The organism is Streptomyces sp. NPDC001617 (assembly GCF_053596855.1).
This window is the reverse complement of sequence record NZ_JBSFHA010000096.1, coordinates 1-14,326: the sequence shown is the minus strand read 5'-3', so window position 1 is coordinate 14,326 and position 14,326 is coordinate 1. Positions and strand designations below refer to the sequence as shown.

The following is a 14,326-nucleotide window of genomic DNA, read 5'->3' as shown; positions in this document are numbered from 1 at the left end:
CGTGCTGTGTCTCCTGCTCGCTGTTGATGGCGGTGAGCCAGTGCGATTGTTTCACGTCCCGTACACGGGTGTCGCTCCCGATCTGATGGGCGCCTTAACCGTGAGCGGGGGTACTGTCAAGAGGGTTCTGCTCACCTCGGTGGGCGATTTTTGTGCAGGGACGAGAACGGAACGGAGAGCACACGTGACGCGCAGCGTGTACGTCACCGGTATCGACCGCGGCGACGGCCGCCAGGTCGTCGAGCTGGGGGTCATGGAGCTCCTGACCCGGCAGGTCGACCGGGTGGGGGTGTTCCGGCCGCTCGTCCACCACCAGCCCGACCGCCTCTTCGAGCTGCTGCGCGCCCGCTATCGGCTCTCCCAGGACCCGGCCACCGTCTACGGCATGGACTACCACGCGGCGTCCGCCCTCCAGGCCGAGCAGGGCGCGGACGAGCTGGTGTCCACGCTGGTCGACCGGTTCCATGTCGTCGCCCGCGACTACGACGTCGTCCTCGTCCTCGGCACCGACTTCGCCGACACCCAGCTCCCGGACGAGCTCTCCCTCAACGCCCGTCTCGCCAACGAGTTCGGCGCCTCCGTGATCCCGGTCGTCGGCGGCCGCAAGCAGCCCTGTGAGTCCGTGCTCGCCGAGACCCGCAACGCCTATCGCGCCTACGACGGCCTCGGCTGTGACGTCCTCGCCATGGTGACCAACCGGGTCGCCCCGGAGGACCGGGACGAGATCGTGGCCGGCCTCGACAACCGGCTCCCCGTGCCGTGCTACGTCGTCCCGGACGAGCCCGCCCTCTCCGCCCCCACCATCTCCCAGATCGGCCAGGCCCTCGGCGCCCGGGTCGTCCTCGGCGACGAATCGGGACTGGCGCGTGACGCGCTCGACTTCGTCTTCGGCGGGGCCATGCTGCCGAACTTCCTGGCCGCCCTGACGCCGGGCTGTCTGGTCGTCACTCCGGGCGACCGCGCCGACCTGGTCGTCGGCTCGTTCGCGGCGCACAGCGCCGGCACCCCGCCGATAGCCGGTGTACTGCTCACCCTGAACGAGGTGCCGAGCGAGGAGATCCTCACCCTCGCCGCCCGCCTCGCCCCGGGCACCCCCGTCCTCTCCGTGCCGGGCAACAGCTTCCCCACCGCCGCCGAACTCTTCTCCCTGGAAGGGAAGTTGAACGCGGCCACCCCGAGGAAGGCGGAGACCGCCCTCGGCCTCTTCGAGCGGTACGTCGACACGGCCGATCTCAACAAGCGCGTCTCCGCGCCGAGCAGCGACCGGCTCACCCCGATGATGTTCGAGCACAAGCTCCTGGAACAGGCCCGCTCCGACAAGCGCCGGGTCGTCCTCCCCGAGGGCACGGAGGAGCGCATCCTGCACGCCGCCGAGGTGCTCCTGCGCCGTGGCATCTGCGATCTCACCCTTCTCGGCCCGGTCGACCAGATCCGCAAGAAGGCCGCCGACCTCGGCATCGACCTCGGCGACGCCCAGCTGATCGACCCGGCGACCTCCGAACTGCGCGACTCCTTCGCCGAGCGGTACGCCGCCTTCCGCGCCCACAGGGGCGTGACGGTCGAGCTGGCCCATGACGTCGTCAGCGATGTGAACTACTTCGGGACCCTGATGGTCCAGGAGGGGTTCGCCGACGGCATGGTGTCGGGGTCCGTGCACTCCACCGCCGCCACCATCCGGCCCGCCTTCGAGATCATCAAGACCAAGCCGGACACCGACATCGTCTCGTCGGTCTTCTTCATGTGCCTCGCCGACAAGGTCCTCGTCTACGGCGACTGCGCCGTGAACCCGGACCCGAACGCCCGGCAGCTCGCCGACATCGCCATCCAGTCGGCCGCCACCGCCGAGCAGTTCGGCGTGGAGCCGCGGATCGCGATGCTGTCGTACTCGACCGGTACGTCCGGCTCGGGCGCCGACGTCGACAAGGTGCGGGAGGCCACCGAGCTCGTCCGCGAAAGGCGCCCGGACCTGAAGACGGAGGGGCCGATCCAGTACGACGCCGCCGTCGAGCCGTCCGTCGCCGCCACCAAGCTGCCGGGGTCCGAAGTCGCCGGGCAGGCAAGCGTGTTGATCTTCCCGGACCTCAACACCGGCAACAACACCTACAAGGCCGTGCAGCGTTCGGCGGGCGCGATCGCGGTCGGGCCGGTGCTGCAGGGGCTGCGCAAGCCGGTCAACGACCTCTCCCGGGGCGCCCTCGTCTCGGACATCGTCAACACCGTCGCCATCACGGCGATCCAGGCCCAGCACCCGACCGAGAAGGCACCCCTCCAGTGACCGCGTCCCGCGTCCTCGTCCTCAACTCCGGCTCGTCGTCGGTGAAGTACCAGCTCCTCGACATGCGTGACAGGGTCCGGCTGGCGGTGGGCCTCGTCGAGCGGATCGGCGAGCAGAGCTCCCGGCTCAGGCACACGCACGTCGAGAGCGGCACCACGCGTGAGTGGACCGGCCCGATCGGCGACCACGACGCCGCGCTGAAGGCCGTGGCGGAGGAGCTGGCGAAGGACGGGCTCGGCCTCGACTCTCCGGAGCTGGCCGCGATCGGGCACCGCGTCGTGCACGGCGGGAAGACCTTCACCGAGCCGACCGTGATCGACGACGCCGTCCTCGCCGAGATCGAGCGGCTGATTCCCGTCGCCCCGCTGCACAACCCCGCCAACCTCACCGGCATCCGCACCGCCCAGGCCCTGCGGCCCGACCTCCCCCAGGTCGCCGTCTTCGACACCGCCTTCCACACCACGATGCCGGAGTCGGCCGCCCGCTACGCGATCGACGTGCGGACCGCCGACGAGTACCGGATCAGACGGTACGGGTTCCACGGGACCTCGCACGCGTACGTGTCCCGGGCCACGGCCGAGCTGCTCGGCAAGGCGCCCGAGGAGGTCAACGTCATCGTGCTGCACCTCGGCAACGGGGCGTCCGCCTCCGCCGTACGGGGCGGGAAGTGCGTGGACACCTCCATGGGGCTGACGCCTTTGGAGGGGCTCGTGATGGGTACGCGGTCCGGGGACATGGACCCGGCCGTCATCTTCCATTTGATGCGTGTTGGCGGAATGTCCACGGACGAGATCGACACTCTTCTCAACAAGAAGAGCGGGCTGATCGGGCTGTGCGGTGACAACGACATGCGGGAGATACGTCGCCGGGTCGACGAGGGCGACCAAGCGGCGAAGCTCGCCTTCGAGATCTACATTCACCGTCTGAAGAAGTACATCGGCGCGTATTACGCCGTGCTCGGACGCGTGGACGCGGTCGCCTTCACAGCGGGAGTCGGGGAAAACGCGAGTCCGGTGCGGGAGGCTGCGGTGGCGGGCCTGGAGGAGCTGGGCCTGGTGGTGGACGGCGAGCTGAACGCCGTGCGCGGCGACGAGCCACGGCTGATCTCGCCCGCGTTCGCGCGCGTGGCCGTGGCCGTGGTGCCGACCGACGAGGAACTGGAGATCGCGACACAGACCTACGCACTGGTCGGAAACGAAGGCTGAGGAATACACCGGAGTAACACGCCTGAGCGCACTTCCGCCCATTTGTATCTTCCGCCAGACGGAATATTCCGTAGGGAAACAAACCGATAGGATCGTCTCCATGCGCCGTTCGAAAATCGTCTGTACTCTCGGCCCCGCGGTCGACTCCCACGAAATGCTGGTCTCGATGATCGAGGCCGGAATGAACGTGGCCCGGTTCAACTTCAGCCATGGCACGCACGCCGAGCACCAGGGGCGGTACGACCGCGTCCGTGCCGCCTCCAAGGAGACCGGCCGGGCCATCGGTGTCCTCGCCGACCTGCAGGGCCCGAAGATCCGTCTGGAGACCTTCGCCGAGGGCCCGGTCGAGCTCGAGCGGGGTGACGAGTTCGTCATCACGACCGAGGACGTCCCCGGCGACAAGCAGATCTGCGGTACGACCTACAAGGGCCTGCCCGGTGACGTCGACCGCGGCGACCAGATCCTGATCAACGACGGCAACGTCGAGCTGAAGGTCCTGGACGTCGAGGGCCCGCGGGTGAAGACGATCGTCATCGAGGGCGGTGTCGTCTCCGACCACAAGGGCATCAACCTGCCCGGCGCGGCCGTCAACGTGCCGGCGCTGAGCGAGAAGGACGTGGAGGACCTCCGCTTCGCCCTCCGCATGGGCTGCGACATGGTCGCGCTGTCCTTCGTGCGGGACGCCAAGGACGTGGCCGACGTCCACAAGGTGATGGACGAGGAGGGCCGCCGGGTCCCCGTCATCGCCAAGGTGGAGAAGCCGCAGGCGGTGGACAACATGGAGGGCGTCGTGATGGCGTTCGACGCCGTCATGGTGGCCCGTGGCGACCTGGCCGTCGAGTACCCGCTCGAGAAGGTCCCCATGGTGCAGAAGCGGCTCATCGAGCTGTGCCGCCGCAACGCCAAGCCGGTGATCGTGGCGACCCAGATGATGGAGTCGATGATCACCAACTCCCGCCCCACGCGCGCCGAGGCGTCCGATGTCGCCAACGCGATCCTGGACGGCGCGGACGCGGTCATGCTGTCGGCGGAGTCGAGTGTGGGCGCGTACCCGGTCGAGACGGTCAAGACCATGTCGAAGATCGTCACCGCGGCCGAGCAGGAGCTGCTGAGCAAGGGCCTGCAGCCGCTCGTCCCCGGCAAGAAGCCGCGTACGCAGGGTGGTTCGGTCGCCCGTGCCGCGTGCGAGATCGCCGACTTCCTCGGCGGCCGCGGCCTGGTCGCCTTCACACAGTCCGGCGACACGGCCCGCCGTCTCTCGCGCTACCGCGCACAGCCGCCGATCATCGCCTTCACCACGGACGAGAACACCCGCAACCAGCTGACGCTCAGCTGGGGTGTGGAGTCGCACGTGGTGCCGTTCGTGAACAGCACCGACGAGATGGTCGACATGGTCGACCAGGAGATCGCCAAGATCAACCGCTTCAACCCGGGCGACATCGTCATCATCACCGCCGGCTCGCCCCCCGGCGTCCCCGGCACCACCAACATGCTCCGCGTCCACCACATCGGCGGCGGCAGCGGCAGCAACTGACGGGCCCGTAAAGGCTCTTGTACGGCGCTGAGGGCGCCCCCTGGATCAGGGGGCGCCCTCAGTTTGTGCGCGGCTCCCGGATGGGCCTGTGGTGGTGCTCAGCCGGTTCCGTCGGTCGTGTAGACGTGCATCCCGGGCACGTGCAGGGTGCCGCCGAACTGGCCGGCCTGGACGACCTTGACGTTGGTGAAGTAGATCAGCGGGATGTTCAGCGGCGGCGGGTTGTCGGGGCTGAACGTGATCGGGATCAGACCGAACAGGTTCCCGGAGATGGACTCCGTGTACATCGTGGTGTCGCCGCCCCGGATCGTGGACGTCGACCCCGAGGCGGCCTGGACGTGGTACGTCTTGCCCTGCTGCTTGTCCTTGACCGTCTGGTGCAGGTCGCCGATGTCGGTGCCGCCGGAGATGACGTACTTCAGCACCTTCTTGGTGGTGCCGCTGGCCGTCTTCACCTCGACGATGCCCTGGTAGTCGGCGCTCTTGAGGAGCAGCGAGCTGGCGCTCAGGTACCAGGGGTCGTCCGCCACCGCCACCTTGTTGTCGACGCCGCTGACGTCGTCCGTGGCGGCCGGGCAGTCGGCCGCGGACGTGCTGGAGCTCGCCGACGGGCTCGCGGAGGACGTGGCGGCGGCCGCGGCCTTCGCGGCGGCCTCGGTGGCGCTGTCGGCCGCCTTGGTCGCCGTGTCGGTCGTGTCCTTCACGGCCTTGGTCGCCGTGTCGGTGACCGTCTTCGTCGTGTCCTTGACGGTGTCGGACACGCTCGAGCCGGAGGAGTCGCTCGACGACGCGGAGGCCGACGGCGTCGGGCTCGCGCTCGTCGAGGAGCTGGAACCCGACGTGCTGGAGCCGGTGAAGATGCCGGAGATCGCGTTGCCGATGTCGTCCAGCAGACCGCCGCTGGTGCTGCTCGCGGACGCAGAGGGGGTCGGCGTGGCGGTGTCGCTGCCCGACGTGCTCTCCGACGCGGACGGCGACGGCGTCGCCTTGCCGTCGGAACCTGAATCCGACGAACCGGTCTTGCCGGAGTCGGAGCTCGTGTCCGAGGAGTCCTTGGACGTGTCCGCGGACGCCGAGGGCGAGGGCGTCGCCGTGTCGGCCGAGTCGTCGGACGCCGAGGCGGAGGCCGACGGCGAGGCCGAGGAGTCCAGGGCGGTGACACAGTCCTTGTACTCGTCCGCGGTCAGGCTCTTCGCGGACGAGGAGCCACCGCTGTCGGCGAGCGCGAGCGAGGACGTGAAGCCCATGCCCATGAGGACCGCCGTCGGCATCGCCACTGTGGCTATCGCCTTGCCGGCCGGCATGTGGAACCGGGTGAACAGCGGCTTCTTGGGTGCCGCATGGCGCGGCCCGGTTCTCACACGGGACTCGTCCACATCAGTCCCGTGGGTCACCTCGTCAGCCGGCACTGTGCCTCCCGTTCGCCCCGTTGTTGGCCGGGCTCGTTCCTGACAGATCGTTCGGCTCGCCCACCACGGGCTTGAGGATCGTGGTGTCCGGGTCCAGGGCTCCGGGGGCGTCACCCGTTCCCGTGGTGTCCTGCTGGGCCGGCTCCTCGGCGGGCGGCGCGCCCGGGGCCCATGCCACGGCCATCGCGCCGCCGACGAGGGCGAACAGGAAGCCGATCAGGAAGCCGCCGAGGTTGGACACCGGGATGGACACGAGGCCCAGCAGGATCGCCGCGATACCGGCGAAGGTCCGCACGTGCTTCTGGAACCAGAGACTGAAGCCCAGAACGACGAGCAGTACGCCGATGATCAGGGACCCGGCGCCCGCGGTCGTCGCCATCGCCAGCGTCAGGTGGCCCACCTGCAGGTGGGCGTAGGGGAAGTACGCGATGGGAAGTCCGGCGATCATGACGAACAGACCGGCCCAGAACGGCCGTGTGCCCCGCCAGGCGCGGAACTGCGCCCTGCGGCGGCTGAACTGGCCGACGGGGACGGCAGGAGTCTCGGCGCTCATGGAAAACAGCTCCCTGGTGCGGCGTTGCTGTGGTGATGGTGCTGTGGTGGTGAGTTGTACTGCGTGTGAAGAAGGTGCGGGAAGGTGGACGGGCGGGGGCGCCTTCGGCTCCCCCGCCCGTTCACCGAGTGCCTAGTAGCACTCGTGCGTACCCGTCTGCACGGACATCTTCAGTCCGCTCAGCTTGAAGGTTCCGGCGGTGGTGGCCCACGCCGTCTGCTTCACGTCGCTCAGCGAGGCGTGCTCGGCCTGCTGCGCGAACCCGTACGGGTTGGCCGTGTCACCGCTCTTGATGCCCGGACCCTTGCTGGCGTCCTTGGCGGCCACACCGATGTCGATGTTCGTGAACGTCGCGTCGGCGCTCAGGTCATCGAGGTCGATGTACAGGTTGTCGGCCTGGACCGGCGTGTCACCGCCGCCCGCCTTCAGCACCAGGCTGACGGACCCGAGTATCGGGATGTTCGGGGTGACGACCGACTGGCACAGGTTCTTGATGCTCGCGGACTTGAACGCCGAGACCGCGACCGGGTGAACCGTCTTCTTGCCGTCGAGGGTGTACCCCGAGTCAAGGGCTCCGTACTGCGAGAAGCCATCGCCTTCCAGCTGGTCGGCCGTGACCTTGAACTGCTGGCCGGACACGCTGAACGACGCGGCGAGAGCGCCCTGCGCGAGGGCGACACCTATCGCGGCCGTAGCGGCGACGCTGGGCACCATGACCACAGCGAACCGCTTCCATCTGGTCCCGCCACGCACCTGGGACTCCATATTTCCTCCTTCTCGGACGTACATCTCCTGACCCTGACTGCAACCTGTCGGCGGCTCAGCCGGGCAGGGATGGGAGAAGTGCTACGTCCTCGGAAAGGAGAGCGCCCGCACTCGGAGGCGCTGAAACCGCGCACCGATCACCGGCGATCACCCCCGAGCGACAACCACTGGTCGCGCCTGACACGCATCACGCACAACCTTGCTGGACAGGCTCCGCCGAGTGGGCGAAGACCCCCCTGTCCAAGAGCCGGCACCACGGGCGCCGTCTCTACTCGGTGGGGACCCAGGAACTCCCGCGGCCCGACCGGCTGTCGGGGTACGGGAATGGACCGAGCGTCGCCGATCGTGGTGCATTCTCGCCGCCGACACAAGGGGCTTCGTTACTGGGTAGTAACGGCCGGATAACCGAAGGACGACCCACAGGTCTCGGACGGCGACGCAGGGTGCGGAACAGGGGGTGGACAAAGCTATTGATCGTTGGACAGAAACCGACAGATCAACGCCCGTAACTTACTCGCAGTAACAGTGGCCGCGATTACCAAGATTTGGTAAAGCGCGGCCGCAGTGGAGCTACGTCGGCAAATCTTTCACTCGGGCATCACATGCGGTGACGTTTACGGGCTGGTCAGAACAGCGCCCGCGCGAGCGCCCGCCGGGCCGCCGCCACACGCGGATCATCCGCCCCAACGACCTCGAAAAGCTCCAGCAGTCGCAGACGTACCGTGTCCCGGTCGTCACCCGCCGTGCGCTGGACGGTGTCGATGAGCCGCCCGAAGGCGTCCTCGACATGACCGCCGACCAGATCCAGGTCCGCCGCGACGATCTGCGCCTGTACGTCGGCCGGCTTCTCGGCCGCGTCCCGGCGCACCTGCTGCGGGTCGAGCCCCTGCACCCGCTGCAGCAACTCGGCCTGCGCGAGCCCGAGTTTGGCCTCCGGGTTGCCCGGGTCGTCGCTCAGCACGTTCTTGTACGCCTGTACGGCACCGCCGAAGTCCCCGGAGTCCAGGGCGCGTACGGCGGCTTCGAGCAGGGCGTCGTACGGTCCGACGGGCGCCGACTCGGCCTCCGCCTGGCCGCCGCCCGGCTCGGCGTCCGGGTCAACCGTCAGGCCCGTCAGGCCGAATCGCTGCTCGGCGACCTGCACCAGCTGGTCGAGGGTCTGCCGGATCTGCTGCTCGCCGGCGGCCCCCTGGAAGAGCGGCAGCGCCTGCCCCGCCACGACCGCGAACACGGCCGGAATCCCCTGGATCCCGAACTGCTGCATCAGCATCTGGTTCGCGTCGACATCGACCTTGGCGAGCAGGAAGCGCCCGTCGTACTCGACGGCGAGCCGCTCCAGTACGGGGCTCAACTGCTTGCAGGGCTCGCACCACTCGGCCCAGAAGTCGATGACGACGGGCACCTCGGTGGACCGCTGCAGGACATCGCGCTCGAAGGAGGCCTCGTCGACGTCGATCACCAGATCGGCCGGGGAGACGGCTCCCGGGCCGCCGCCCTGCCGGGCGGCCTCGGCGCGCGCCTGCTCCGCCTTCGCCTTGGCCTCCTGGGCCGCCTTCACCGCGGCGAGGTCGACGACTCCGCTCATGGACATGTTCCGTGGCTGCATGCGTCTATCCTCCCCCGTGAGCGCGCGTGCGCGAAAAACGTTGTGAAAGTCGGTCGAACTGTTCGGCGCCGGGTCCCCACCCCACGCCACCCCAGCGGTTTCGCTACGAGTCGTAGCGTAATGGCACTGGGTGCCTCCGGGACACCACCCCCCGGTGATCTCCCTCACTGCATCACACGAACCGCCCGTTATGGTCATGGGATGCAGAGCCGCATCCCCGCCCCACGCGCCACCGGACGCCCCCGCAGCGCCGAGGCGGACACCGCGATCCTGGCGGCCACCCGGGAGGCCCTGGTCGAGCTGGGCTGGTCCAAACTCACCCTGGGAGACGTCGCGGCACGGGCCGGGGTTGCAAAGACGACCCTCTACCGCCGCTGGTCCGGCAAGAACGAACTGGTCGTCGACGCGGTCGCCGAACTCTTCGACGAACTGACCCTCCCCGACCGCGGCAGCCTCTCCGCCGACATCGAGGGCGTGGTCCTCCAGTTCGCGGCGATCCTGGCCCGCCCCGAGGCCGCGAGCGGTCTGATGGCGGTGGTGGCGGAGTCGACCCGCGACGACGCCCTGCGCGAACGCATCCGCACCTCGATCGTGGAACGCCAGAAGCGCCTGGTCCTGGAGGGCCGTCGCCGCGCCGAGGAACGCGGCGAACTGCTCCCGGAGAAGAACCCGTTCGAGTCCGCCCGCGCGATCGACCTGATCTTCGACGTGGTCGCGGGCGCGGTGGTCCACCGTGCCCTGGTGAGCGGACACCCGGCGGACGAGGACTGGGTCCGCGACTTCACGGCACTGCTCCTCGGCGGTCTCGGAGCCGGCAGCCGGCAGCCGTAGCGGCGTTCCGGTGCTACGACGCCGGGCTCGCCGGCGGGACGCCGATGACCGCGTCGGCGTACAGGACCCGGACGCTCCTGCCGAAGTAGGCGCTGTAGGAGATCTGGGGGGTGTAACCGCCGGTGTGGTACCCGCCGATGACCCCGATCACCGCCCAGCCGCCCGGCCACGGCACCAGCATCGGTCCGCCGCTGGTGCCGTCCACGAACGCGTCGCAGGCGATGCGCGGGTAGCTGCCCGGCTCGGCGGGGTCGTCGCTGTCCCAACGGGTGGTCCGGCTCCAGCACTCCAGCGGCTTCTCGGCCCCTCCCGGGTAGCCGATCATCCGCACGGGGGCGTGCCGGTACCCGGTGCCGGTGAGCAGCTGTACCCCGCCGGTCGCCTCCTCCAGCGGCGTTCCGTCCTGGTTGGGCTCGGTGACGGCGAAGCCGTAGTCGTACTCGGCACCCGCGTGCTCCCCCAGGTCGTAGTACTCCTGCGGGACGTAGACGCCGTTCGCGCGGACCGGGAAGACACCGAACGGCTTCCGTCCGTCGTGGTACTGCGGCACGAAGGCCAGGTTGCGGCGCGGGGAGGCGCCGGAGTAGCCCCGCAGACAGTGGCCGGCGCTCAGCACCAGGTCACGCCCGGGGCTGCGGACCACGGAACCGCTGCAGGTGCGCCCGGTGCCGCTGACGTCGGTCCAGAAGAAGGTTCCGGCCTGGGGCATGCCGTCGAAGCTGTGGCTGGGCGGGATGTACTCGCCCGGCCGGGGACCGTCCACCGCCGAGGAGTCGGTGGAGGAAAGGGCGGCGCCGGCCGAGGAGACGGCGCCGGCGGAGACCGAGTCCGTCTCCAGGCCAACACCGGCGGAGTCCGCCTCCGGGCCCGTGTCGATGGGCAGCGCGGCCGTCAGCCGGGCCGCGCTCCAGTAGGCGTCGAGCCGCGCGGCGACCGGGTTCACCGGAGCCGGACCGCCATGGGCGGCCGCGACCGGGGCGAGGGCGGCACACGGCAGCAGGGCCACCGCGACGGCGACGGCCGCGCGGGCCACCCTGGGTCTGAAAAGCCTACGCACCGTCAGTTCCCCTGAGGATCGGCGGAGTCGACGGGCCGATGGTATGCACGGGAACGATCGCGGAGAAGACGGCGGATCACATTTCCGTCACGCCCCCGCGGCGGTCATCAGAACCCGGCCGGCTCGGTGTACACTCCCCACTCGTCCCGCAGGACTCCACAGATCTCGCCCAGGGTCGCCTCGGCGCGTACGGCGTCCAGCATGGGCCCGATCATGTTCGCGCCCGAGCGGGCGGCGCCGAGCATGCCGTCCAGGGCGGCCCGGACACCGGCCTCGTCCCGCCCGGCCTTACGGGTGCCAAGCGCCCGTACCTGCTCCCGCTCGACCTCGTGGCTGACCCGCAGGATCTCCAGGTCACCGGTGACGGACCCGTGGTGGACGTTCACACCGACGACCCTCTTGTCGCCCTTCTCCAGGGCCCGTTGGTACTGGAAGGCCGACTCGGCGATCTCGCCGGTGAACCAGCCGTCCTCGATCCCGCGCAGGATGCCGGAGGTGATGGGTCCGATCGGGTGCTGTCCGTCGGGGTGTGCCCGCAGCCCCCGCTCCTTGATCTGCTCGAAGATCTTCTCCGCATCCGCCTCGATCCGGTCCGTCAGCTGCTCCACGAACCACGAACCCCCCAGCGGATCGGCCACGTTGGCGACCCCGGTCTCCTCCATGAGCACCTGCTGGGTCCGCAGCGCGATCTCCGCGGCCTGCTCGCTGGGCAGGGCCAGGGTCTCGTCGAGGGCGTTGGTGTGCAGCGAGTTGGTCCCGCCAAGCACGGCGGCCAGCGCCTCCACGGCCGTACGCACCACGTTGTTGTACGGCTGCTGGGCGGTCAGCGAGACTCCGGCGGTCTGCGTGTGGAAGCGCAGCCACTGCGCCTTCTCGGACTTGGCCCCGTAGACGTCCCGCATCCACCGCGCCCAAATGCGCCGCGCCGCACGGAACTTGGCGATCTCCTCGAAGAAGTCGACGTGCGCGTCGAAGAAGAAGGAGAGGCCGGGGGCGAACACGTCCACGTCCAGCCCGCGGCTGAGCCCCAGCTCCACGTACCCGAACCCGTCGGCCAGCGTGTAGGCCAGCTCCTGCGCGGCCGTGGCCCCCGCCTCACGGATGTGGTACCCGGAGACGGACAGCGGCTTGTACGCGGGAATCCCGGCGGCGCAGTACTCCATCAGGTCGCCGATCAGCCGCAGATGGGGCTCCGGCTGGAAGAGCCACTCCTTCTGCGCGATGTACTCCTTGAAGATGTCGGTCTGGAGCGTGCCGTTGAGCACCCCCGGATCGACCCCCTGCCGCTCGGCGGCGACGAGATACATGCAGAAGACGGGGACGGCCGGCCCGCTGATGGTCATGGAGGTCGTCACATCCCCCAGCGGGATGTCCTTGAACAGCACCTCCATGTCGGCGGCGGAGTCGATGGCCACCCCGCAGTGCCCGACCTCACCGAGCGACCGTGGATCGTCGGAGTCCCTCCCCATGAGGGTCGGCATGTCGAAGGCGACGGACAGCCCGCCACCCCCGTTGCCGAGGATCATCTTGTACCGCTCGTTGGTCTGCTCGGCGTTCCCGAACCCGGCGAACTGCCGGATCGTCCACGTCCGCCCCCGATAGCCGGTCGGATACAGTCCGCGCGTGAACGGGAACTCCCCCGGCCACCCGATCCGCTCGAACCCCTCGTACGCATCCCCTTCCCGGGGCCCGTACACCGGCTCAACGGGATCCCCGGAGAGCGTCGTGAAGTCGGCGTCGCGCTTGCGCGCACTGTCGTACCGGGCCTGCCAGCGACGGCGGCCCTCCTCGATGGCGTCAGCGTCCATACCTCAAATTTACTAGGACGTCCTAGTAAATGTCGATGCCCGACGCGCCGCGGCTGGTGTGACGGGCCGCCGCACGGGGGCCGTGCGGCGGTGGGTTACGCCTTGGCTACCGCCGGTACGTCCTCGGCGACCGCGGCCTCCAGCTCATGGGTGACCTTGCGCTCGACGAAGAAGGCGGCCGTGGGAATCGTCCCCGCGAGCAGGACCCAGAGCTGCTTGCCGACCGGCCACTTCGCCTTGGAGCCCAGGTCGAAGGCGAAGACCAGGTAGATCACGTAGAGCCAGCCGTGCGCGATGGCGACGACGCGGGTGAAGTCCGCGGCGCCGTCGATGTCCAGGCCGTACTTGGCGATCATGCTCAGGCACAGCAGGACCAGCAGCACACCGGTGACATAGGCCAGGACGCGGTAGCGGGTCAGCACGCTCTTCTTCATGGCGTCGAGCGTAACCGCCCGTTCCGGGAGATCTTGGACCGGGTCGCCCCGGGCCGGGATCACTCCTCGTCGAAGTCGCTCGCCGCCACCCGCAGTGGCCGCAGCATCGCGAAGATCTCCCCGCACTCCTCGGCGTCGTAGACCCCGAGGCCGAAGTCCATCGCCATCAGGTCCCGGGTGGCCGCCTCGACGACCTCGCGGCCCTTGTCGGTGATGGAGGCGAGGGTGCCGCGGCCGTCGTTGGGGTTGGGGCGCTTGGCCACCAGGCCCGACTTCACCAGGCGGTCGACGGTGTTGGTCACCGAGGTCGGGTGGACCATCAGCCGCTCGCCGATCTTGGACATCGTCAGCTCGCCCTCCTTGGAGAAGGTGAGCAGCACCAGCGCCTCGTACCGTGCGAACGTGAGCTCGTACGGCTTGACCACCGCGTCGACCTCGGCGAGCAGGATCTGGTGCGCGCGCATGATCGAGGTGATGGCCGCCATGGACGGCACGTTCCCCCAGCGCTGCTTCCAGAGTTCGTCGGCGCGGGCGATGGGATCGAAGGGAAGACTGAGCGGCTTCGGCACGCCCTCGACCTTACCGGCCGGTCACATGCTGGTCAGCCCCGTCTCGTCTTTCGGTCCGGCGGCTTCGAGCGCGAGCAGTACACGGCACAGCGGCCAGCGCCATCCCCACCCCCGCTCGGGGATGCCTGCGGCGCAGCTGCGGGTTGGGTGGGGGCTGGTGTAGCGCCTAGGGGTGGGTTGTGGGTCGGGGCCGGGGCGGGGGGTGTCCGTCCTCGGTCGGGCGGTGCTGTGGCTCAAGAGGGCACCGGGTGACGGACGCCCGCCGCTGCGGGCGGACACC

The 14,326-nt window shown here is 69.3% G+C and carries 12 protein-coding genes; 4 read left to right on the top strand and 8 right to left on the bottom strand.

Going from position 1 to position 14,326, the window contains the following annotated elements; translation table 11 throughout:
* Positions 1–184: 184 nt before the first annotated feature.
* From pta to pyk, 3 genes are all read left to right on the top strand, one after another.
* Positions 185–2,275, top strand: coding sequence for a phosphate acetyltransferase (gene pta / locus ACWC09_RS43920; RefSeq protein ID WP_450856857.1), 2,091 nt, complete (start codon positions 185–187; stop codon positions 2,273–2,275).
* Complete coding sequence (locus ACWC09_RS43915) at positions 2,272–3,480, top strand: acetate kinase (RefSeq protein WP_450856855.1); 1,209 nt, start codon at positions 2,272–2,274, stop codon at positions 3,478–3,480. The genes pta and ACWC09_RS43915 overlap by 4 nt, the downstream gene beginning before the upstream one ends.
* A gap of 100 nt (positions 3,481–3,580) precedes the next feature.
* Positions 3,581–5,014 carry a pyruvate kinase gene (gene pyk / locus ACWC09_RS43910; RefSeq protein ID WP_450856853.1) on the top strand — a complete coding sequence of 478 codons (1,434 nt, stop codon included), beginning with the start codon at positions 3,581–3,583 and terminating at the stop codon, positions 5,012–5,014.
* Between the two features lie 98 nt (positions 5,015–5,112).
* On the opposite strand, the gene ACWC09_RS43905 is transcribed toward pyk, so the two are convergent.
* The 4 genes from ACWC09_RS43905 to ACWC09_RS43890 all read right to left on the bottom strand — a co-directional run bounded on the left by ACWC09_RS43905 (position 5,113) and on the right by ACWC09_RS43890 (position 9,347).
* Positions 5,113–6,423 carry a hypothetical protein gene (locus ACWC09_RS43905; protein ID WP_450856851.1) on the bottom strand — a complete coding sequence of 437 codons (1,311 nt, stop codon included), beginning with the start codon at positions 6,421–6,423 and terminating at the stop codon, positions 5,113–5,115.
* The gene (locus tag ACWC09_RS43900; protein WP_450856849.1) at positions 6,413–6,976 is read right to left on the bottom strand and encodes a DUF6114 domain-containing protein; all 564 of its coding nucleotides are present in this window, start codon (positions 6,974–6,976) and stop codon (positions 6,413–6,415) included. Before ACWC09_RS43900 ends, ACWC09_RS43905 begins: the two co-directional genes overlap by 11 nt.
* Positions 6,977–7,108: 132 nt before the next feature.
* Positions 7,109–7,741 carry a DUF6230 family protein gene (locus ACWC09_RS43895; protein WP_450856848.1) on the bottom strand — a complete coding sequence of 211 codons (633 nt, stop codon included), beginning with the start codon at positions 7,739–7,741 and terminating at the stop codon, positions 7,109–7,111.
* 625 nt (positions 7,742–8,366) lie between these two features.
* On the bottom strand, positions 8,367–9,347 hold the full coding sequence (locus tag ACWC09_RS43890; protein ID WP_450856846.1) for a tetratricopeptide repeat protein: 981 nt from the start codon (positions 9,345–9,347) through the stop codon (positions 8,367–8,369).
* Between the two features lie 201 nt (positions 9,348–9,548).
* On the opposite strand from ACWC09_RS43890, the gene ACWC09_RS43885 reads away from it, so the two are divergent.
* Complete coding sequence (locus ACWC09_RS43885; protein ID WP_450856845.1) at positions 9,549–10,178, top strand: TetR/AcrR family transcriptional regulator; 630 nt, start codon at positions 9,549–9,551, stop codon at positions 10,176–10,178.
* A gap of 13 nt (positions 10,179–10,191) precedes the next feature.
* On the opposite strand, the gene ACWC09_RS43880 is transcribed toward ACWC09_RS43885, so the two are convergent.
* From ACWC09_RS43880 to ACWC09_RS43865, 4 genes are all read right to left on the bottom strand, one after another.
* A complete protein-coding gene (locus tag ACWC09_RS43880; protein ID WP_450856843.1) occupies positions 10,192–11,235 on the bottom strand; it encodes a trypsin-like serine peptidase in 1,044 nt (347 codons plus the stop codon).
* A 107-nt stretch (positions 11,236–11,342) separates the two neighbouring features.
* The gene (locus ACWC09_RS43875; RefSeq protein ID WP_450856841.1) at positions 11,343–13,043 is read right to left on the bottom strand and encodes an acyl-CoA mutase large subunit family protein; all 1,701 of its coding nucleotides are present in this window, start codon (positions 13,041–13,043) and stop codon (positions 11,343–11,345) included.
* A 95-nt stretch (positions 13,044–13,138) separates the two neighbouring features.
* Positions 13,139–13,477: a DUF3817 domain-containing protein gene (locus ACWC09_RS43870; RefSeq protein ID WP_450856839.1), complete on the bottom strand. Its 339-nt coding sequence runs from the start codon at positions 13,475–13,477 to the stop codon at positions 13,139–13,141.
* A gap of 59 nt (positions 13,478–13,536) precedes the next feature.
* Positions 13,537–14,046, bottom strand: a complete 510-nt coding sequence (locus tag ACWC09_RS43865; protein WP_450856838.1) for a MarR family winged helix-turn-helix transcriptional regulator — start codon at positions 14,044–14,046, stop codon at positions 13,537–13,539.
* Positions 14,047–14,326: the final 280 nt, after the last annotated feature.

Excerpts from the sequence above, each read along its gene's own strand:
- ACWC09_RS43900 (WP_450856849.1), bottom strand. The coding sequence starts at position 6,976 with ATGAGCGCCGAGACTCCTGCCGTCCCCGTCGGCCAGTTCAGCCGCCGC.
- pyk (WP_450856853.1), top strand. The coding sequence starts at position 3,581 with ATGCGCCGTTCGAAAATCGTCTGTACTCTCGGCCCCGCGGTCGACTCC.
- ACWC09_RS43870 (WP_450856839.1), bottom strand. The coding sequence starts at position 13,477 with ATGAAGAAGAGCGTGCTGACCCGCTACCGCGTCCTGGCCTATGTCACC.
- ACWC09_RS43875 (WP_450856841.1), bottom strand. The coding sequence starts at position 13,043 with ATGGACGCTGACGCCATCGAGGAGGGCCGCCGTCGCTGGCAGGCCCGG.
- ACWC09_RS43885 (WP_450856845.1), top strand. The coding sequence starts at position 9,549 with ATGCAGAGCCGCATCCCCGCCCCACGCGCCACCGGACGCCCCCGCAGC.
- ACWC09_RS43890 (WP_450856846.1), bottom strand. The coding sequence starts at position 9,347 with ATGCAGCCACGGAACATGTCCATGAGCGGAGTCGTCGACCTCGCCGCG.
- ACWC09_RS43895 (WP_450856848.1), bottom strand. The coding sequence starts at position 7,741 with ATGGAGTCCCAGGTGCGTGGCGGGACCAGATGGAAGCGGTTCGCTGTG.